We start from the raw sequence: 19,580 nt of genomic DNA on the forward strand, positions 1-19,580 counted from the left end.
TGCGTGGGGGGGGCCCCCGCGGCGCGGTGCCACCCCATCACTCACTTCGAGACACAACCTAGGTCACCGGCGGAGGATCCGCGCACGCGGATCATGGTGGGGGCGATGAACAATACCGACACCCCGAGCACGGTGAGAGCGGCGATGGGAGCGTTGCCGAAGAACCACAGCCCGACCACGACGGCGGCCGCCAGCACGGCGAGCACGGAGGTGGTGACCGACAGGCCCGGAATCAGGCCGGTCGACTCGGGTTTGCGCCAACCGGTGTATTTCTGCTGTCCCATGAGCGGGGAATCTCCTTGTCTGGCAAGCGGTGTCGGGGACCGCAGGCCCGCGGGGCGGGCCTGCGCAACCGGTTAGGTGATGCGCCGGAAGCTCGAGTCGCGTGGTCCGGTGCGGCGGCGGGCTCGTTCTGCCCGGGCTGGGGTCGGTGCGGGCGTGGGCGGTTGGGCTTGTTCGGCGGCGGCCCAGGCGCAGCGATCCCAACTCCGGCCCCGACGGCCGGCGGCTGTGTGAACTACTCGGCGACGACGGCCAGATCTTCCACATCGGCGCCGGGGGCGGCGGAGTCCAGGGAGCCAGCGACGCCGCCGAATGGTGGGCTGCCTACCTGTTCGACCAGCTCGGCTATATAGTGTGCTGCTATCTGCGGTAAATCCTTAGCGCCGGATTTCACGGAAATGGGCAATGCCACCGTGTACCTAAGCCCAATGTCTTTGCTGCACAACTGATCAGGCGCATCCGATCCTCGCCGTGGATTCTGAGCATCAGCCGATCGGTGTTGTCGGTCGAGCTGTTTTCGCCTGCCCGAGAGTTGATCAGTACGCCCACGAGCCGTTCAGTAGCCCCTGCGCCGCATTAACGATGTCGGTAGCAAGCTGGGAAGGCGTGGCGGTTTGGTTGGCTTCCCAGTCGCTGTAGCGGTCGGTGAGCTCTAGCAGCGGGCGCAGCGATTGCGGCCGGTTGAGCTGCATCCAAGCCTGGGTCGCGATCAGTTCGGCACCGATCACCGGCGGCAGATGGCCTTGTGTGATCTGACGAAGCCACCATCGAACCAGCAGGCGCCGGACATCGCACTCATCGACGGGAATCGTTGCCACGATGTCGAGTTCGTTCAGCACACGGTCGAACAGTTCCTCGGCTAGGTCGGTCTCTGCTCGGGTGAGTCCGCCGAGCAGAGACAGGGACTCGCCGTCGATATCGAGAACCAGTGCGACGAGGGCAGCTTCGATGAGCTTTTCCGGTTCCACTGGGTGTCCGATGAGGCGCTCCAGCGCCAGCATGCGCAGTCGTTCTACAGCCTGGTCGGGGCTGACAGCGTAGGGATCAGACGGTGCAACAACCCTCAAGGTCGGTGGTCCGCCGCTGTCGCCGAGCAGGTAGTTCCAGAAGGGAACTGTTGCGTGAGCCGAGTCGAGGTCGCTGGCCTGCCTCAGAAATTCGTGCCGAAGATAGTCGGAAAGGTCGAGGCCGTAGTAGATCGCGTCGGTTTGGACAATCGACAGCACCGGGTGACCGGATTGCCCCGCGATGCCGGGCAGGAACCGATGACCGAAAACCGGAACCAGCCGCGGCGCGTCCTCGAGCCCGCGGCGCGCGATCTCCAGACATCGGACCGGATCAGCAGGCTGGTCGCCCCATGCGGGGTGCCAGAAGCCGTTGTGTTCAACGTCGAAAAGCACACCCTCGGCGGGTTGAGCAAGCCGCGCACGCAAGACTTCCGGGTCGTCGCGTCGCCAGTCCGGCCAGCCTCGCCAGCCGGACTCACCAGGCTCGTCCACGGGAATTCCGGCTGCCAGGAAGGCTCGGTGGTCGTCGGCGAATCGAAAGCTGTAGCGGGATTCGATGGTGTCGAATTCGCTGTCGGTCAGCCCTGGTGTGATCTCGGCCGGCAGCTGTCGCTGGAGCCGGCGGGCAGATTCGATCGAAAGCCTGTCACGCCGGTGCTCATCCATCGCCGCTCGAACACACCGATACCCCGCTCCGCCCGAGCAGGTTCGTTCCGATCCTCACGCGACCTCATTGTCCTCGACTCCTTCATCGAACCGCCCACCAGGCACGGGAAGGCTGCACTCAATCGCGGGAAGGACCATGCCCGCCCCTCGCCAGGGTCATGCGCCCCGCATGCGGTTGCTGCCCGCCGTGTAACGAACCAGCAGGGGTCAATGCCGGTGTCGAGATGTCGACCCGCGCAGGAAGATCGCTGCCGCAGGACGACACCGCTGAAACTCATTGCCGCACAAAGCGAATAGCTATCGGTGGTTGCTTAGCGGCCGGATTCCGAGGACTTGGACCTCAACCCCCGCCTCGCGCTCGCGATGGTCATCACGGCCGCCTACCTGGTAGCGGTGCGGATTGTGCTCAGCGCGAAGACCATCCGGCCACGCACGACCCTGGCGAGCGAGGCAATCACCGTGCTCGCCCTACTCGGATTCCGCCGACCCGAGCCCCACCGATCGCGATTTCGAAACCCGCTGGTGTGGTGCCTGGCCATCCCTGCCGTGCTGGCGGTGACACACTACGGGCTCGAAAAAACGCTCGCCGCGATATGGCACCCAGGCGAAGCCAGTTCGGAAAGGGAAACGATAGTGGATCTATCCGCTCTCATCACAGCACTGCGGCGCAGCACGGGCTGCGCCACGTGCCGGGTGTTCAACCGATTGGACACCACGAACGTGATGAGCGTGAAGGTCATCATGGTCAGTCCGGTGTTCACGGCCGCCACGATCGCGATGCGCCGCCAACCCGCCCGCCGCACCTGCAGGCTCGGCCACCGCACCAGATCGCCCTCATCGCACCGGATCTCGAATTCCGGACTCTCGGGTAGCCAGGTCGGCCGAGCAGGTTCACGCGAAGTTCGTCGCCAGCCTTCGGCTTTCGGACTAGGTTGATTTCAGTTTCAGTGGCGGTGAGCCAGCTCGTGAAACCTGGGCTCAGAATCCGAGCCCGGACGATCCCGTGCTCGGGCCGGTCGCCGGGCCACCACCGTCCACCAAGCGCCAGACACCGCAGCTCGTCGTCGAGAACGTTGCGGCATTGCTTCCGATACCGATCTGGATCTGTCCACCGCTGCCGCGAATCGCCGCGCCGATACCTCCCGAAAACAGCACATTCCCAGCCGCGTCCGCGACGGTGAACACACAGTCATCATTGGCGTGATACGTCATATACTGCCCCGGTGCAATGTCGCTCGGGACCGCATAGACCCCATCGTGGTCCAACACGGTGACCGCCGACAGGGCCGGACCTGTACCGGCGACCGCGGCGGTGACGCTGAAACCCACGATGCTCGTCACCGCCATAAGGCTGCTTCTCTGCTTTGACATGCTGAATAGTTTGCACAGACAGCCTGACAAGCCGCTGGCAGCCGCTGACAGCGGGTCGTTTCGCGAACACCAGGAGCCGCGTCGGAACTCGGGTCGGTTTTGCCACCTCAATTCAGGAGATCGTCTTCATCTCCCGGCGGGCCCGTAGCCAGCCGGGCCCGGAAGGGGATGCCCGGGAGTTCTACGGCGAGGTCGGCGGGCCCGACCAGTACGACAGCGACCGTGGCTGGTGGCCGGTCGGCAAAAGGGTCAGAGACACCGCGAAATACGCGGTCATCGGCGTGGAGTTCGAGGTCAGCCGGGTCTACCGCATCGCCCCCGACAGCTGGGAGGGCCCGAACGCAACCGGCAAATGGCAATTTTCCGGCGTCGAACTGTCCCCCGCCCAGATCGACGAAGCGTTCGAGCTCGGCGAACTGCCCGCGCAACTGGGGGATCCATGCAAGACCCGCTGGCGCCGCTCGTAGTGGCCCGTCCGGTTCCGGCTCGGCGAGCGAGTCCCGCTGGAATGAGGTTGTGTTGTGGTGAGCTCGACCAGGCGTTTTGCCCGCCCTGCGGACGACCCTGCCCGTGGGTTCCATCAGCGTGAAATCTGGCGGTAGCCAACGGGATGGCGTTATGACCAGGGGCGTTCTAGCGGCCAGTCCAAATCTGTGAAATCTGGCGTTAGCGCGCTATGAGTGCATAGCCGCACACTATGTGCGGTAACTCGAACAGTCACTTGGGCATGTGCACTCGGTGGGTGGTACCAACTCACGAAACTATCTGTGGTGGCGCCTTACCGCCGGATCCGGCGGACTTGGACCCCACGGGCCGATACGGTCGAGGAGCCATTCGCGTTCGCTCTTGGCGAGAGCGCCGGCGGCGTTGTCGTCGAGTAGGGCGCTGTGCAGGGATTCCAGCGGTTCCCACTTGCCGAGTTCCGTGTGTGGTGGGGCGGGGATGTCGTGCAGGGTGCGCAGCAGAGTGCCGAGCTCGCATGAGGTCGGGGCTGGTCTGTCGGTGGGTTTGGGGGTAGTACTTCCAGAATCCGACGGTGGTGGACTCGTCGAGTAGAACCGGCTCGGCACCAGGAAATGGCGCTGTGGCACCGAAGTGGTGGGTTTCGGTCAGCCAACGGGTGACCGTTGAGGTTCGGATTGCCCGGTTGCCGGAGGCTTCGCCAGTGCTGCCTCGCGCTACAGCGGCAGCGCGAGGCAGCACGTAGACGGCATTCGAGGAGTGGTGGATTAGTTGTGCGCCTTCGCAATCAATCCCGCGGGCAGCACATCCTGCTTGCAGAGCGGTGAGGGTGTCGATCGGCATGTGATGGTTATCCGATCAGTGCCACGGTTGTGCGGTACTCCTGTTCGAGATCCTGCACGCTCGGCAGATCAGCATAGGGGGCGAGCTGGCGGCGAACAGTATTGATGGCTTCGATGCCTCGAGAACTCAGAAGCCCGTTTGCCGCAGGCAGTGCGTTGGTGAGCACGTCGCATGCCTCCCGACGTCCACACCTCCGGCTCGCGGGCTCAGCACCAGGAAGGATCCTGCCAAGGTCGCTGCGGCGAGGATTTGGCGCGCTCCATTCCGACCGAGTCGGCCAGCACGAACGGGCCGTGCTGGCGGACCTCGGCGGCCTGACCGCTGTCGTGGGCTGCGTAGATGGACTCGGCGGCGAGCTGGCGTTCGGTGAAGAAGCGGATAAAACCGGCGGCCTCGGGCGCATCGGCCACGGCCTTCCGGATGAGGTCGACCTGCCCGACGAAGAGCACCTCTGCTAGAACGAGACCCAGACCGTATGTCGCGACGAGAATCCGGTTCGTCGGCGGGCCGCGCGTGATGGAGGTGGAGTTCGGCGGCGCTGAGTGCTCGGTCGCTGGCCATGCGGTCGCCGTGGAGGGCGGGGGTGTGGGCGCGGACGAGCAGTGCATTGCATCGTGCTGCGGTGGAGGATGATTCTGTCTGTTGAGCGGTCGCAACGGCGGCTTCACCGATTGCGACCGCTCGGTGGGATGGCCAACGTAGGGGGCCTGCATGGCCATGCGCCAGGTGGAGATGAGGTCGACGACAGCTACTGCCCCTCGGCGCTGCGGCGTTCGGCCGCGGCCAGTATGAGTGCGCGTGCAGCGCTGCCGGTGACCGCGAGCTCGGCGAGCATGTCGAATGTCCGGCCGTACATCGCGATCTCGCGCGGCTGGGTGATCGTCAGCTCGGCCGTTATGGTCTCGACGGTGGTCATGCGGTCGTCGAACATGACGAAATTGGTTGTCTGCTGCGGAATCTCAGCGATGGCCGGGACGACTCCGACGGTGACCCGAGGCAGTCCGATCGCGACGAGTAGGCGGTCGAGCTGCCCGATCATCACGGAGTCATCGCCGATGGTGGTCAGCAGAGCTTGCTCGGCCAGCACGATATGAAACCGCCGGTCGCCGCGATAGAGGAACTGCTGACGTTCCATGCGTTTCGCGACGCCGGCGTCGATGTCGTCGGTCAACCCGTGCCGGGCAACGGACCGTTCCAGGATCGCGCGCGCATATTCGGGTGTCTGCAAAATGCCTGGTATCAGCATGTTCTGATAGATGCGGGTGAGTTTGGTTCGTTCGGCGAGGCGGACCAGTACGTCTTGACTGCGCGCGGTGCCGCCGCTGAGCAGGCGACGCATTTCCATGTAAGCGGCGTCGATGTTGTGCAGTGTGGCGAGCAAATCGTCGAGGTGGTCTTCGGCGTGGGCGTGTGTGCAGTAGGCGCGCACGTCGGCGTCGGAGACGCGCAGCTTGCCGTATTCGAGCTTGGATACTTTGGACTCGTGCCAGCCTGCCAGTGTGGCGAGCTGACGCCCGGAAAGCTGTGCCCTACGTCTGATTTCACGCAGGCGCTGGCCGAGGGCTTCCCGAGCGTCCTGGGCGGCGTTCGTCACCTGGGAACGGTTCCGACGTATTCGGCGTACGGCGTCGCGATGGACCAGAGCCGGTCTCGCACGCCGCGGCAGTACTCGGCGATCCGCGGGTCGCTGGTTACCGCCATTCCGGCGGGCCGGCCGTCGTCGTCGACGAGGTTGTACGCGACGAGCTTGCCGTCGAACAGCCACCAGTCATCGGGCGGGATGTCTCCGGCGAGGTGCCGCGGGACATACCGGATGTCTTCGCCGGCGACGACGTTGCTGCCGGTGATCGACAGCAACCAGCGCTGATAGTCCGAGTGCGGGACGGTCACGACCCGCACCCTTCGAACTGCGACCCCGCGGCCGGTCGTCTCCCGCATGAACTGCGCCCACGGTCGCCGGCCATAGTCGGTGGTGTCGGGCTCGCCCGCGAGGAACCGCCTCAGCCCCTCGGATTCCGATGCGACTGCATATGTGTCACGTACCTCGAGGTGGAAAGCCTCGCGTTGCGCCTCGCGGAACAAATCATCACCGGTGGGTCCGGGGACTATCAGCACCGTAGAACGTCCTCTCTCGCTTCGGTACCTCGACCGCGGCCTCGTCGGTCGCCAAGGTGAGTTGGCCAATCGTCTCGGCATCGGTGATCGGCCGACCCGACACCACGAATGTGCCGCGCCCGGTGTCGGTCATGTTCGCACCGATGAACGCGTCCGGGTCCGCGAAACCTGGCAGTAGGTGCGGGATTTCGATGGTGTCGGGCCGGTCGGTCTTCCAGCCCTGGACGAGGAAACTGTCCTGGTCGGTGGCGTACAGGGACGGGCAGTCTCGATCTCCGGATCCGCCTTTGCCAAGGAATGTCAGCCGCATGATTCGGCCCCCTCAGTTGTGGAATGCGCGGTGTTCCCGCGCGTTTTCATCATCCGCCACGTGCAAGAACTTGGTCGGCGTTTGGGTATTTCCTCCAAGTTCTTGCACACTCCTCGCGGTTCGATTCCTACCGTCCAAGTAGGCACTCGGGGCCGGTGATCGTCGTCCCGGCCTCGAGTCGCCCCAAACGACGACGAGACGACGACAAGGGGCGGACCGTGACAGATGCGCCGGAACCAGACGACTACCCGGACCCGCTAGCGGAAGCGCTCAAAATGGCAAGGGGCCTCGCGCAACCGGACAAGGCCGTGATCTACATCTTCCGTCCGCTGCTGACCACAAAGGCGGACTTGGACTGGGCTGAGTTCTACGCCCGGCAGAGAGCCCACGCGTTGGGCCTGCGGGTTGTATGGGTGCTCACGGCGGATAATTCGCACCAGGATCGGATGGGGATGCTGTACCGGCTGCTCCGTCAGATTGACTGCGCGGTCGTGATCACGCCCAGCTTGGCGCACGTGGGCGGAAACCCACGGCGCGTAACGGCCTTCGCGGACCTGCAGACCGTCGATCCGGCCGAGTGTCATCACTGGCGCACCCGAGTCCCTCGCTATGAGTTGGATGAAGCGCTGGCGCCCGAACCCCAAGGCCATTCCGATGCTCGGGCCTCGGAGGGGGGTGTGTGTAGCGACTGCATTGAGGAAATCATGACGCAGCGCCGGTAACCCAATTCCTGCGTTGCTCCACAGGAAGGCCCTCGGGCGGGTGTCTTCAGTTGCGCCGCAAACCTACTGGAGTCCCACCACTTGCTCCGGGGGCCTTTCCATGCCCGCCGGGCCCGGTCGCGAGGTGACAATGCGTACCCGAAATCGGTCGCCACCAGCGAGAATTCAGTGAGTGAACCTGGTGGTTCGCAATCGTTTTCAGAGGCAGTGCTTCTTGGTCCAGTCGATGACGTACCACGCATAGACGATGTCGCCGAGACCGGTGGGTGACATGAACAGCGAGCGAACGGGAAGTGTTCTAAAGCGTTGGTGCGTGCCCTTTTGCCATGCCATAACCGCGCCGATAATGATCGTTATGTAAACTTGTTATCAGCGCGCAAGTCCGGCAAATATCGAGTACGCGACATGTGCGACAGACTTGTTCAGCCCGGCGAATTCGAACTGTTCGAGCGCGACCCTCTCCCCCTCGGGATGGAAGAAGGCGCCCGAATCCATGCCGTTGCAGGCTTCAAGATCCTGCCACAGCGACCGACACATCAGACCGGCCTCCATCGCCGACCGAGCTGCCGATGCGGCAAACGCAGCCTGGCCTTGGACGTCACAGCACGACCTCCTACACGTTGGACCGGGAGGTGTGCGAGGTCGATGCGCGTGCGAGGACAGTTTTGTCTGCGAACGAAACAGCTTGCCGGTGCTGCGCGGCGAGCGGCATCGATGACGACGTTCCTACCGGCTCTCCGATTCCGCTGCCGGACGAACCAAGTGTTGCTGAGGTGCTCGAATTTTGTACTCTTCCAGTCGTGCCGGGGTTTCGGTCTCCTCCCCTGTCGGCACGAATCCATAGCGCATGTAACTTTCAAGGACGCCGATGCCGACGGTAACGTCCACTTGGATTTCGGCAGGACCAATATTATCCAGAGCGGCCTGCATCAGCAGTCTACCGAGACGAATGTTCTGCCAACCAGGCAGAACGAACCAACCGTTTATGAACCACATGCCATTCTCGGAATGGAAGGGCATGAACCCAACCACATGCCCCGAGAAGGATCGGACAGTAATCAGGTGACGGTCGGACCTGCCGATTTCGATGGCCCAGTGCCGCATCATCCGAGGACCGAGGCTATCGAGGAGGAACTCCCGCATCCGTTCCGCCCCCGGCAGTTGCCGATAGGCCTGCTCCATCGACATCACTTGGGCGCGAACCAGATCCGGCACGTCCGCTGCGGTCGCCGGTCCGACTTTCGCCAAGTGCGGATCACGAGCGAAGTCCCCCTGTCGTTCGTTGAAGTATTCGAGAGTAAAGCCGGTGGCAACAGCCTCGGGGAGGCAGTCGCCGTCGCTATCCGGTTCGGGCGCGGCGGCCAAAGGGGACCTTTCATTTTTCGGCGCTGATTTTATTGCGGACGAAGCGAGTCGATTCGACGAGGCCACGGCATCGCTGATGAGTTCGGTCAGGTCGTATCCCCGATGATTGGAGCCATTCGACGATGCGGGCCAGGACAAATCCGGAACGGTAGGTGGTCGCGAGCTTATCGTAGGTCAAACGGCCAGCGGCGCTGAGGCTTTCATAGCTGAGGAGCGCAGCATCGCTCGGTACCGCATGCCGGTTGTTCCCCAGGCCGCGAGCGAGTGGGTCGGCCACGGCTCTCGGGCCGCCGAGCCACATCGTGTCGGCCTGGGAATTACGGAAATGCGGCGTCGCGGCCTCGAACATCTGAAACCTCCCGCCACCGGCCGAATAGGAACTGGTACTGCACAATTCCCGACACCGCTGGCAGAGTGATGGCAATACGGCAGACCACCGCGCCCCGCACACGACATTCGCAGGCATTACGGGATGCGCGACTGCCATCGCCATGATCGACCCGCGTCGCAAATCTGGAACATGTTCGCCGAGAACCCCTATCACCGACGGTCCCGCACGCTCCGGGATGATAGTCCGGATGCGTTTGCGTGCGCAGCCGATCACCGTCGCCACGGCGGCCATGATGCACGATCGGCCCCGCCTATCGAGCCGATCGATTCACCATTGGGAGACATGACCTAGGGGCCGGGAGGGTTTCGGTGCACTGGCTGGAGACGCCTTCTTCGTGCGGATGCGACGAAACCCTTGCTTACCAGACCTGGTGTAAGGTGTTGTGGCGCAACAGATTTCTACCACGACAGCCGCAGGTCCGCGACAAAGCGGTGAAGATCAGCCAGGTCCAGCGGTCAGCCGATACCGTTGCCGCGCGACAGTTGCGTGATCCAATTCGCCGGGCGCGGTGTGGCAGTCGGTCGAGCCTGGATGACTTGCGTTCGCGGCTCGGGGAAGCGGCGTGCTCGCCGCGCCAGCACGACCATGGTCGCGACGAGCATCCATCCCGTGACTCCGAACCCCAGCGTAGTGAGCAGGGCTCCCGCGAGAAGGGCGCCGACGGCCGACCCCGTGTGGGCGATGAGTTTGGTCGCGGCGTACACCCTGCCGACCAGATCCTCTGGAAACGCCTGTACGCGATGCAACGTCAGCGCGATATTGCCGATGGCCGCGACGAAGCCGACTCCCAACCAGCACACCGCGAATACCACCACGCTGGAGCTGGCCGTTATGAGCGCGCACAATATTGCCCACGCCCAGAGACTGCAGGTGAACATCACCCGCAGGCTGACGCGGTGGACGAGTTTGGTCGCGACAGCGGCGCCGAGCATGCCGCCCACACCGGTCGCGCCCAGCACCACACCGATGGCCCAGACCGAGTGACCGCCGGCTCTGACCTTGATGGTGAGCAGCAGGATCAAGATCTGGAAGATGGCGTTGGTGCATCCGATCGTGAGGGTGGATTGCCGCACGAACGGCTCGTTCCACAGCGCCCGGGCGCCGGCCCACGTGCTGTTCCAATCCCAGATGCCGGCCGCCGGACCGGCGACGACGGGCCGGGACGGAACTCGGGCCCGCATGTGGGACAGCGCCCACAGGCAGTACCCATACGATGCCGCGTTCGCCAAGAACGGGAGGCTGCGGGCGAGGCCGAGCATGGCCGCGCCGAGGGTCCGGCCCATCATATTGCCGATCGGCTGCTGGACCTCGATCATCGCGAACGCGCCGGGGCGCTGCTCGGCGGTGACGACGTCGCGAACCACACCGAGTTCGCTGGTTTGGAAGAAGACGTACGCCGTGCCCTCGACGAAGGCGGAGACGGCGAGAAACAGCGACAGGCCGGGCGGCCGCAGGAGAATGACCGCGGCGGCGACCAGGGTCGCGATCAACCCCAGGGTCTGGCATCGGATGAGGATGCGCCGCCGATCCCGGTAATCAGCCGCGACACCGGCGGGCACCTCGAACAGCAGGCTGGGTAGGGCGATCATGAAGGACACCCAGCTCGTCGCGACCGCCGAATCGGTGAGGATGAGCGTCAGCAGCGGATACGCGATACGAGCGCCGTGCAGCCCGATATTGGAAGCCGTGTTGCCGGACCACAACAACAGGAAGTCTCTGTTGCGGAAAATGGTCGAATCTGCCACGGGAATCAATACTTATCTGGACTGCGGGAAATTATTGACGAAACCGCGTTCATGCGAGTTTGCCGACAACCGCATTGATTACCGGTAGAATGTCGCGCCAGGAGAGTGTTACCGCGATTATTGCCGAGCCGAAGGCCACTGCGGTCGCCGCAAAGGCCCAGTTCGTCAGGCCCGCTACACTCAGATTTGACGGCTCGCCAGGCCACGGATAGGAGCCCGTGTGTCGGAGAGCTCCGAGCACGAGTCCCAACTGCGGGCCCAGATCATTGCCCATTCCGAGGGACCCTTGAATCTTGGGTATATTGTCGTCCAGGTTTATCACCATATAAAGTACGAGCCCGGCTATCGCTATTGTTCCGAATGCGGTGATAACGCGCGCGATCTGACTATTGTTGAGCATCACCTGGATGGCAGCACAGACGACGATGAAGATCAGGACGGTTGCGAGGATCGCCCAGATGCCGCTGACCCTCATGCCGGGCGGTGCGGCACGCGACCACAGATTCAGATGACTGGTTGTACGCTTCATTCGGCCGAAGGCGTCCACGGTGGCCTTGCCGTCCCAGCCGGAGGCTTTCAGCCAGGGCTGGAACATCATGAAGAACAGTGACACACTCCCGGCCACTACCAACGCATAGACCCAATTCCTGGGGATCGACCGAGTGGGCCGTAGATTCGGGCCGGGGGTGGGCTGAGCGCCGGCCGGTTGCGAGACTGTCGGTTGCGCCATCAAGACAGCCTACAAAGGCAATATCGCCACAATCCTCCCCAATGCTGGGCAGTCACAACAGATTTGGCTGTCGACGAGAGTCGGTGCCGGGCGCCTGCCCGAGGCGCGGGCCCGCCGGCTGAAGTCCAGGCCCTCCCCCGCCGCAGCCACCTCCTCGTCGCACTCGATGGGGTGTCTGCGGTCTTGCCAGGAATGGCAAGACCGCAGACCGGTGTGCGTCGATACATTATCCCCGGTCGATAGGTGGACATCCGCCCCGCGACGCCGTCCGGTCACCGAGATGGTCGTGCGGACGACACGCGCCGAGCCCGGAGGGGAACCGACATGAGAACGTTTGCTTTTCGACGAGCGCCGTCTCGAAGTTGTACCTACATCGCGGTCGCCGCGGCCATCGCCGCGGCACCGCTCTTCAATGCGACATCGGCGTTCGCCGATATCGTTCTCGATACACCGACGTCCCAGAACCCGGACTCGGAGCAGGGGGGCATTTCATCGCAGAACTCCGAGCAGATGCTCGGCGGCGGTGCCTCGCGGCATACGGCATACGACCGGCCGGACGGGCCCGGCGATATCGGGTGGCCCGGTTACGGCCAGGGTTGGTCCGACTATCCGGGTTACCCCGACCTTCCGGGTTATCCGGGCCGGGGTAGCCACCGGTACACACCCCCGCCGGGCCCGCCCCATCCGCCGTACCTGCCTCCGCCGTCCGGCAGTGCTTCGGGCAGCGGTATGTGAATTCTCCTCGCGGACAGTCGAATAACGCAGCCGATGCTCGTGGGCGATCCATCTCAGCCGATCGCTCACGAGCATCTCGGCATTCCGGGGAGCTTCAATCGCATTCCCACCGCTGGGAATATCGCTTTCTGGATTATTCTCTGAATCCGTTCGATGGGAGAGGCTCGGTCATGCTTCACCGAAATGGGTTGCCCGCCACGAGAATGAGTCCGCTCTGGTACATGCTGTCGCCGTTGGCGCTGCTCGCGGCGACGCTGTGTCTGATGATCAGCCTGGTCGGGATGGCCCACGCCGATGGTCGGCCGATCGACCAGGACGGTCGCCCGGTGTATCTGGAGAGCGGCAGGACCTACATGATCAATGGCGATGTGACCGTGGGTGATCACATCACGTGCGCCTTCGATCCGACCTCGGGGAAACTCGGCTTCGACCGCATATTCCGCGTTCCCGCCGCACAATCGTGGAAGCACTTGACGTTGCTGCCGATCGGCACGTTCACGGTGCCCGATGCGGGCTCGTACGCGATCACCTGTCAGTCCCGCACGGGTTCGGTCGATCGTGTGCAGATCGACCTGCCGGGCCCGAGGTGGCTGCGCGCGGTCGAGATCTGCGGGGGCGCCCTCGGCGTCTTCGGCGTGGTGTGGGTCGCCTACGTCTGCCTGCGCCGCAGGTACGAAAATCACTGGGGAGCAGCGGTTTTCGCGGGCGCCTAAGCTTCGCCGACTTCCCACTGCTGGTCACAGCGCTAGGGTCCCAGTCATGAGGCGCATGCGACCGCAGACGTGGGCCGGCGCCGCCGCCCTGCTGCTCCTGTTCGGTTCGGCCACAGCCTGCTCGTCCACGCCGGATCAGAGTCGGGCATCGTGCGCCAGCACTCCCAACGGAGTACCGGTCACCTCGGGCGTCGCGGCCAACCCCACCTCGACGAACCTGTCCACGAATCCGGAGATCGCCACCGGCTATCGCACCGGAATGAAACCGGTGCGTACCGCCAGTTTCGCGGTCTCCACCGCCAACCCGGTCGCCACCGCGGCCGCCTGCCGGGTACTGCGCGACGGCGGGACCGCCGCGGACGCGCTCATCGTCGCGCAGACCGTCCTCAATCTCGTTGAGCCCCAGGCAACCGGGATCGGCGGCGGCGCGTTCCTGCTCTACTACGACGCCGCCACCAAGACCATCGACTCCTATGACGGCCGCGAGACCGCGCCCGCCCGCGCGACCCCCGACTATCTGCGCTGGAACAGCGACACCGACCGCACCGCACCGCAACCCAGCACTCGCGCCAGCGGGCGCTCCATCGGCACCCCCGGTGTGTTGCGGCTGCTCGAGCTCGCGCACAACGAGCACGGCAAGCGGCCCTGGAAGGACCTCTTCGACCCCGCCATCTCGCTGGCCGATCACGGGTTCACCATCAGCCCCCGGCTGGCGAGCCAAATCGCCGACTCCGCACACGATCTCGCCGCGGACGCGAATGCCCGCGCGTACTTCCTGCAGCCCGACGGCACCCCGAAACCCGCCGGCGTCACCTTGACCAATCCGGCGTTCGGCAAGACCCTGTCCGCCGTTGCCGACGAGGGGGCCACGGCCTTCTACACCGAGTCGATCGCCGCCGATATCGTCGAGGCCATCGGCAGTGCGGCGGGCGGGCGCACCCCCGGCCTGACCACCGCCGCGGATCTGGCTTCCTACCAGGCGAAGAAGCGTACCGTGCTGTGCGCGCCCTACCGTACCCACGACATCTGCGGAATGCCGAACCCGTCCTCGGGCGGACTCGCCGTGGCGGCCACGCTCGGCATTCTGTCCCACTTCGACCTGGCGTCGATGAAACCGGAGAACACCGGCGGTGACGGCAATGTCGCACTCGACGGCGGTACACCCACCGCGTCGGCCGTACACCTGATCTCCGAGGCCGAGCGGCTCGCCTACGCGGACCGGGACAAGTATGTGGCCGATCCGGCTTTCGTTGCGCTGCCGGGGAATTCGCTACAGACCCTGATCGACCCCGGCTACCTGAAACAGCGTGCGGCGCTCATCGATCCCAACCACAGCATGGGCGCCGCCAAGCCGGGCGAATTCGGCGCGGTCACGGTCGGTACCGGAGGGCAGCAGGTCGAACACGGCACCAGCCACATCTCCGTCGTCGACAAGTACGGCAACGCCGCCTCCATGACCACCACCGTGGAATCCGCCTTCGGCTCGTTCCATATGGTCGACGGGTTCCTGCTGAACAACCAGCTCACCGACTTCTCGGCGGAACCGGCCGACAAGGACGGCATGCCGATCGCCAACCGGATCGAGGCCGGCAAGCGCCCGCGCAGCTCCATGGCTCCGACCCTGGTCTTCGACCGCGAACCCGACGGTTCCCGAGGACGGCTGTCCTTCGTGACCGGATCGCCCGGCGGCGCGGTCATCATCCAGTTCGTGGTCAAAACGCTTGTCGCCATGCTGGATTGGGGACTGAACCCGCAACAGGCGGTATCCATGGTCGACTTCGGCGCCGCCAACACCCCGGTCACCAATGTCGGCGGTGAACACCCGAGCGTGAACGCCGCCGACAACGGCGACCACGACCCGCTGGTGCGGGGACTACGACAGTTGGGTCATCAGGTGTCGGTCGCCCCGCAATCGAGTGGCTCCTCGGCGTTGACCCGCGACGGGACCGGCTGGATCGGCGGTGCGGACCCCCGCCGTGAAGGCGCGGTACTCGGCGACCAGCCCGCGAAGTAGCGCGCCCCGCCCGCGTCCGCCACTCGTCTCCGGAGGATGGTGGATCGGTGGCGATGAAAGTGGTGGTTGTGTCAGGGGACCTCTTGGGGCTCTGCGCTGAAGGCTTCCATCCCGCTCAGTAGTTCGGTCAAGACGATCACTTCGGGAGCCGATTCACTCAACTCTCGGATAGCGGTGGGCCACAGGTGAATCAGACGTCGCGGGTGATCGTCGGACACGACCACACCTCGCGTTCTCGAGGACCAGCCGAAAGGTATGAGGCTTGCGGGGACCGTCGACGCCGCGCGTTCGGCGATTTCGGCGATCAGATCCAGCGCGTCGGCGAGCTCGGACAAGAAGTCGGCACCGTCGGTTCTCGCCGGACTGAAGCGGCCGTCGATGACAATCGAGTTCGCGGTGCTCTCCTCAGCGATGCGCTGGATGAGGTCGGCGGCCAGCGGTGCGAGACCGGAGTCGCCGTGTTCGACGGTGACAGCCACGAACAGGCACTCGCCGAAGGAAGCCGATGTCGCGACGGCGGCGGGGGGCAGCTCGACTGCCCAGGGCGAGGGCCGCGACAAGGTGTATTCGTAAGCGTGACAACGATAACTGAAGATCCGCATGCAGCTGCCCTTCCTGTCCCAGCCGATAGGGACAGCCGAAGTTGACCGGCAAATACGCGATCGCACAGGTCATAACGAGTTCGTCCCATCCTGGAGCCAGCCTGCGACAGCTACGACCGGGGAACAACGACGATATCTCCGACATCCGATCACTTTTTGTAATGAACAGACACACCTATGGCCGACACCGTTGTGAAGCGCAGTCGAGTCATTAGCGAAAGTGATCGAACACGCCAGGTTTCGGCGTTGTTCCGGTCGCCGCGGGCGTTGCAGGCTGGCTGCGAGCACCGGGATGAACCGAAGGAACAGCCTTGTCCGCGATCACACCTTTCCGCATCGACATACCGCAGAGCGATCTGGACGACCTTCACTACCGATTGGCCCACACCAGGTTCGTCGAAGCGTTCGAGAATGAGGAGATCCCGAGCACGGTCGCGGTCGGAGTGCCGACACCGCCCGGCTGGGAGTACGGGGTTCCGTTGTCGTATGTGGTCCCGCTGCTCGAACTCTGGCGTGACGGGTTCGACTGGCGCGCTCAGGAGCGACGATTGAACTCCTTTCCTCATTTCACCACCGAGATCGATGAGCAGCGCATCCATTTCGTCCACATCGTCTCACCCGAGCCCGACGCGACTCCGCTGTTGCTGACCCCCGTCTGGCCGAGCTCGTTCACCGAATTTCTCGGCCTGGTACCCAGATTGGCCGATCCACGGGCGCACGCCGGTGATCCGGCCGCGGCATTCCACGTAGTGATCCCGTCCCACCCCGGGTATGGGTTCTCCGGGCCGACACGGGTTCCCGGCCGACATCCGGCACAGACAGCGGCGGTGTACCACGAGCTGATGCTGCGCCTGGGATACGACCGATACGGCGTGCACGGAGACGATATCGGCGCCGCAATCGCCTCCGAAATAGGAAGGCTCGCACCGGAACAGGTGATCGGTGTGCACGTCGGCCACATCTTTTCCTTCCCCCGAGGTGACAAGGGAGAACTCGACGGGCTGAACGCCGGTGACCTGATGCAGGTGCGGTATTGGCAGCAAATTCTGCAACGGGCCGCGCAGCACGGCCACTCCGCACAGCCCCGAACACTTGCCCATGCCCTGTCCGATTCGCCTGTGGGCCAACTGGCTTGGAGCGGGCAGTTGCTGGCCGACTCGATGCCTGCCGAGGAAATCCTCACCAATATCTCGATCCACTGGTTCACCAACACCTCCGTACCCACTGGAGGGCTCCCCGGCGTGAACGGCACGGCCGCCGCGTCGACCGGACCCACCACCGTGCCGCTCGGCTTGGCTTCCTTCACCCCCGATATGCGACCGGTGCGCAGATTCGCCGAGCGGGACCACGCGAACATCGTGCAATGGAACGAGTTCGGCATCGGCGGACGCTGGCCGGCACACCGAACACCGGACCTGCTGCTCTATGACATCTGCGAGTTCTTCGCGAGAGTGATCTGAGACCTGCGCGGTCATGCCCCGATATGCATGGCTCGCAGCGCCGATCTCCGAGGAGCACAATCTCCCCATGGAATTGCGGGACATCGAGATCTTCCTGGTACTGGCCGAAGAACTGCATTTCGGGCGTACCGCTCAACGGTTGCACTTGTCCCAGGCGCGGATCAGCCAGTCGATCAAGAGCCAGGAACGCCGCATCGGCGGTCGCCTGGTGGACCGGTCCAACCCGCGCAACGTGCAGATCACTGCCCTCGGACGCCAGCTGATCACCGAACTCCGACCGGCGTACCACGGTGTGCTGCAAGCCATCGAGAACGCCCGCTCAGCTGCCTTCGGCATCTCCGGCGTGCTACGCGTGGCGATGATCGGCTACAACCCCTACGACTATCAACCGTACTGGGACGCATTCCGCAGACGACATCCCGAGTGGGAGTTGCAGATTCGCAGCACCGAATTCGGCGATCAGTTCGGACCGTTACAGCGCGGTGAGGCCGATATCCTCATCGCCTGGCTGCCGGTGGAAGAACCCGGATTGACGGTCGGGCCCATCATTTCCACGGAGCCGATGGTGGCGGTCCTGCCCGGAACCCATGTGCTCGCCGGCGAGAACCACCTGTCGCTGGAGGACTTCGGCGTTTTCGGCGTCTTCAAGCCCAGCACACAGCTGCCCGAGTACTGGGAGGATTCGGTCAGCCCCTTCTATACGCCCAAGGGCAAACCCATTGAGAGGGTCGCCGAAATCGCAACTCTCGAAGACATTCTCACCACGGTCAGCACCAGCACCGCACTCACCACCGGGATGAGCCACATCGCCCGCTATTACAACCGCCCCGGTGTCACCTACCTACCGATCACCGACTCCCATCTGGTCCGATGGGCGCTGATCTGGAGCGGCGACCGCGACAACGAACGGATCCGCGCCCTCGCCCGCATCGTCCGCGAACTGGGACCCCTCGACCAAAGCTGACACGAGGTAGGTGCCGAAGGCGCCTCGACCACCGCAGCGCCGAGCTCGTCGCCCTCGACCCGAAACCCGGCCGACAATGTTGGGCAGCCGCAATGGATGTCGACGTCGGCGCCGGGCGGTTGGTTATTCTCGGCAGATGTTCGAAGCGCGGCTGCCTGTCGGTACGGGAGATTCGCTCGAGGGTTGGTGCGGGGGGCTGCTGGAGGCTCTCCCCGACATCGTCACGACTGGCGGTACGAGACTGCGGATCCGGGAGGCGGAACCCTCGGACGCGGTGGCAATACGAGACACGATGATCGGTGGTTTCGAGACCTCCTTGTCCCTCGTGGACGTTGACGGCGGCGCGCAGTGGGTGCCTCGGGTCCTTGCCGCGATGAAGGACCGCCACCTGAGGACGTCTCGGGAGTTCTTGGACGAGATCGCCCGGGGCATCGGAACACGCAAGATCTTCGTCGCGGAGACCAGCGGCGGGCACTTGGCCGGTTACAGCCAGATCGAGATCTGTACCGATGAGGCAGGTGAGACCCCAGGCCAGATGGAAGCCTGGCGCATTCGGCGGGAATTCTTCGCCCGGAAGGCGGGATACCGCGGCATCAGCCTGGCCACCAGGCTGATGGACGTGCCGAAGAAGTACGCCGTCCGGTCGGGGGGCGACCAGGGTCGAATCCAATACGACGAAGGGGCTGCCGTCGGAGGAAGCTCACCTGCGTCAAGGATTTCACGTGCGGCCCGGAGAGTATCCGACGCCGGAGTTGTGGCGTGCGATGGGCTGCCCCGACGGAGTAGGCGCCCAGATCATGCCCGTCTGGTACGCGGCCCGCACCACTGCCGCCTGACCGATCGAAACCGCGCTCGGCGGCACTATCCCCGGTGACCGAGTCGTCTTCCCCCGGCTGGGAATTCGGTTCGTGCCGGTCATCCGCCCGGGGGGTTACAGTTCAGCCGCTCGGTCCGTACCACCGCGAACCGAGAGGTCGCGATGGCGCAGCGCATGTCAACCGGAACACCTCCACCCTCCCGTTCCGGTGGCCATCGAGGCCGAACCCTGTGCGGGACTGTAGGCCTCGCACGGGGCGTCATGAA

At 64.4% G+C, this 19,580-nt stretch carries 23 protein-coding genes; 9 read left to right on the forward strand and 14 right to left on the reverse strand.

Annotated features, from left to right (window positions below; translation table 11 throughout):
- Positions 1-41: 41 nt before the first annotated feature.
- On the reverse strand, positions 42-284 hold the full coding sequence (locus tag ACFXHE_RS42510; RefSeq protein WP_379391184.1) for a hypothetical protein: 243 nt from the start codon (positions 282-284) through the stop codon (positions 42-44).
- A gap of 101 nt (positions 285-385) precedes the next feature.
- Between ACFXHE_RS42510 and ACFXHE_RS42515 the strand changes: the two genes are divergently transcribed.
- Entirely contained in the window at positions 386-655 is a 270-nt protein-coding gene (locus ACFXHE_RS42515) for a hypothetical protein (protein WP_379391186.1), read from the forward strand.
- Positions 656-818: 163 nt separating this feature from the next.
- Here ACFXHE_RS42515 and ACFXHE_RS42520 read toward each other — a convergent pair whose 3' ends face one another.
- The gene (locus tag ACFXHE_RS42520) at positions 819-1,955 is read right to left on the reverse strand and encodes a hypothetical protein (protein ID WP_379391188.1); all 1,137 of its coding nucleotides are present in this window, start codon (positions 1,953-1,955) and stop codon (positions 819-821) included.
- Positions 1,956-2,288: 333 nt separating this feature from the next.
- Between ACFXHE_RS42520 and ACFXHE_RS42525 the strand changes: the two genes are divergently transcribed.
- Complete coding sequence (locus ACFXHE_RS42525; protein ID WP_379391190.1) at positions 2,289-2,891, forward strand: hypothetical protein; 603 nt, start codon at positions 2,289-2,291, stop codon at positions 2,889-2,891.
- Positions 2,892-2,933: 42 nt separating this feature from the next.
- On the opposite strand, the gene ACFXHE_RS42530 is transcribed toward ACFXHE_RS42525, so the two are convergent.
- A complete protein-coding gene (locus ACFXHE_RS42530) occupies positions 2,934-3,302 on the reverse strand; it encodes a hypothetical protein (protein ID WP_379391192.1) in 369 nt (122 codons plus the stop codon).
- 305 nt (positions 3,303-3,607) lie between these two features.
- Here ACFXHE_RS42530 and ACFXHE_RS42535 point away from each other — a divergent pair, with 305 nt between their 5' ends.
- The gene (locus tag ACFXHE_RS42535; protein ID WP_379391194.1) at positions 3,608-3,793 is read left to right on the forward strand and encodes a hypothetical protein; all 186 of its coding nucleotides are present in this window, start codon (positions 3,608-3,610) and stop codon (positions 3,791-3,793) included.
- Positions 3,794-4,638: 845 nt separating this feature from the next.
- Here the strand turns inward: ACFXHE_RS42535 and ACFXHE_RS42540 are convergent.
- Genes ACFXHE_RS42540 through ACFXHE_RS42560 form a run of 5 tightly spaced genes read right to left on the reverse strand, consistent with a single transcriptional unit; the run spans position 4,639 to position 7,056 of the window.
- Positions 4,639-4,797, reverse strand: a complete 159-nt coding sequence (locus tag ACFXHE_RS42540; protein ID WP_379391196.1) for a hypothetical protein — start codon at positions 4,795-4,797, stop codon at positions 4,639-4,641.
- A gap of 40 nt (positions 4,798-4,837) precedes the next feature.
- Positions 4,838-5,350: a hypothetical protein gene (locus ACFXHE_RS42545; protein ID WP_379391198.1), complete on the reverse strand. Its 513-nt coding sequence runs from the start codon at positions 5,348-5,350 to the stop codon at positions 4,838-4,840.
- 29 nt (positions 5,351-5,379) lie between these two features.
- Positions 5,380-6,225 carry a helix-turn-helix domain-containing protein gene (locus tag ACFXHE_RS42550; RefSeq protein WP_379391200.1) on the reverse strand — a complete coding sequence of 282 codons (846 nt, stop codon included), beginning with the start codon at positions 6,223-6,225 and terminating at the stop codon, positions 5,380-5,382.
- A complete protein-coding gene (locus ACFXHE_RS42555; RefSeq protein ID WP_379391202.1) occupies positions 6,222-6,713 on the reverse strand; it encodes a DUF6879 family protein in 492 nt (163 codons plus the stop codon). Before ACFXHE_RS42555 ends, ACFXHE_RS42550 begins: the two co-directional genes overlap by 4 nt.
- Positions 6,714-6,717: 4 nt before the next feature.
- Complete coding sequence (locus ACFXHE_RS42560; RefSeq protein WP_379391204.1) at positions 6,718-7,056, reverse strand: hypothetical protein; 339 nt, start codon at positions 7,054-7,056, stop codon at positions 6,718-6,720.
- 218 nt (positions 7,057-7,274) lie between these two features.
- On the opposite strand from ACFXHE_RS42560, the gene ACFXHE_RS42565 reads away from it, so the two are divergent.
- Positions 7,275-7,778, forward strand: a complete 504-nt coding sequence (locus ACFXHE_RS42565) for a hypothetical protein (RefSeq protein WP_379391206.1) — start codon at positions 7,275-7,277, stop codon at positions 7,776-7,778.
- A gap of 369 nt (positions 7,779-8,147) precedes the next feature.
- On the opposite strand, the gene ACFXHE_RS42570 is transcribed toward ACFXHE_RS42565, so the two are convergent.
- The 5 genes from ACFXHE_RS42570 to ACFXHE_RS42590 all read right to left on the reverse strand — a co-directional run bounded on the left by ACFXHE_RS42570 (position 8,148) and on the right by ACFXHE_RS42590 (position 11,877).
- Complete coding sequence (locus ACFXHE_RS42570) at positions 8,148-8,330, reverse strand: hypothetical protein (RefSeq protein WP_379391208.1); 183 nt, start codon at positions 8,328-8,330, stop codon at positions 8,148-8,150.
- Positions 8,331-8,504: 174 nt separating this feature from the next.
- The gene (locus ACFXHE_RS42575) at positions 8,505-9,143 is read right to left on the reverse strand and encodes a GNAT family N-acetyltransferase (protein ID WP_379391210.1); all 639 of its coding nucleotides are present in this window, start codon (positions 9,141-9,143) and stop codon (positions 8,505-8,507) included.
- 10 nt (positions 9,144-9,153) lie between these two features.
- On the reverse strand, positions 9,154-9,492 hold the full coding sequence (locus tag ACFXHE_RS42580) for a hypothetical protein (RefSeq protein ID WP_379391212.1): 339 nt from the start codon (positions 9,490-9,492) through the stop codon (positions 9,154-9,156).
- A gap of 497 nt (positions 9,493-9,989) precedes the next feature.
- Entirely contained in the window at positions 9,990-11,279 is a 1,290-nt protein-coding gene (locus ACFXHE_RS42585; protein WP_379391213.1) for an MFS transporter, read from the reverse strand.
- A gap of 49 nt (positions 11,280-11,328) precedes the next feature.
- The gene (locus tag ACFXHE_RS42590) at positions 11,329-11,877 is read right to left on the reverse strand and encodes a hypothetical protein (protein ID WP_379391215.1); all 549 of its coding nucleotides are present in this window, start codon (positions 11,875-11,877) and stop codon (positions 11,329-11,331) included.
- 1,088 nt (positions 11,878-12,965) lie between these two features.
- Here ACFXHE_RS42590 and ACFXHE_RS42595 point away from each other — a divergent pair.
- Both ACFXHE_RS42595 and ACFXHE_RS42600 read left to right on the forward strand, forming a co-directional pair.
- Positions 12,966-13,457 (forward strand): hypothetical protein, encoded by a 492-nt coding sequence (locus ACFXHE_RS42595; RefSeq protein WP_379391217.1) that lies wholly within the window; start codon positions 12,966-12,968, stop codon positions 13,455-13,457.
- Positions 13,458-13,512: 55 nt separating this feature from the next.
- The gene (locus ACFXHE_RS42600) at positions 13,513-15,471 is read left to right on the forward strand and encodes a gamma-glutamyltransferase family protein (protein WP_379391247.1); all 1,959 of its coding nucleotides are present in this window, start codon (positions 13,513-13,515) and stop codon (positions 15,469-15,471) included.
- A 71-nt stretch (positions 15,472-15,542) separates the two neighbouring features.
- Here ACFXHE_RS42600 and ACFXHE_RS42605 read toward each other — a convergent pair whose 3' ends face one another.
- Positions 15,543-16,073 (reverse strand): hypothetical protein, encoded by a 531-nt coding sequence (locus ACFXHE_RS42605; protein WP_379391219.1) that lies wholly within the window; start codon positions 16,071-16,073, stop codon positions 15,543-15,545.
- A gap of 311 nt (positions 16,074-16,384) precedes the next feature.
- Here ACFXHE_RS42605 and ACFXHE_RS42610 point away from each other — a divergent pair, with 311 nt between their 5' ends.
- From ACFXHE_RS42610 to ACFXHE_RS42620, 3 genes are all read left to right on the forward strand, one after another.
- Entirely contained in the window at positions 16,385-17,533 is a 1,149-nt protein-coding gene (locus ACFXHE_RS42610; RefSeq protein WP_379391221.1) for an epoxide hydrolase family protein, read from the forward strand.
- 67 nt (positions 17,534-17,600) lie between these two features.
- Complete coding sequence (locus tag ACFXHE_RS42615) at positions 17,601-18,497, forward strand: LysR family transcriptional regulator (protein WP_379391223.1); 897 nt, start codon at positions 17,601-17,603, stop codon at positions 18,495-18,497.
- Positions 18,498-18,633: 136 nt separating this feature from the next.
- Positions 18,634-19,371 carry a hypothetical protein gene (locus ACFXHE_RS42620; protein ID WP_379391225.1) on the forward strand — a complete coding sequence of 246 codons (738 nt, stop codon included), beginning with the start codon at positions 18,634-18,636 and terminating at the stop codon, positions 19,369-19,371.
- Positions 19,372-19,580 lie beyond the last annotated feature (209 nt).

This window comes from Nocardia sp. NPDC059229 (assembly GCF_042754165.1).
Lineage (GTDB): Bacteria > Actinomycetota > Actinomycetes > Mycobacteriales > Mycobacteriaceae > Nocardia.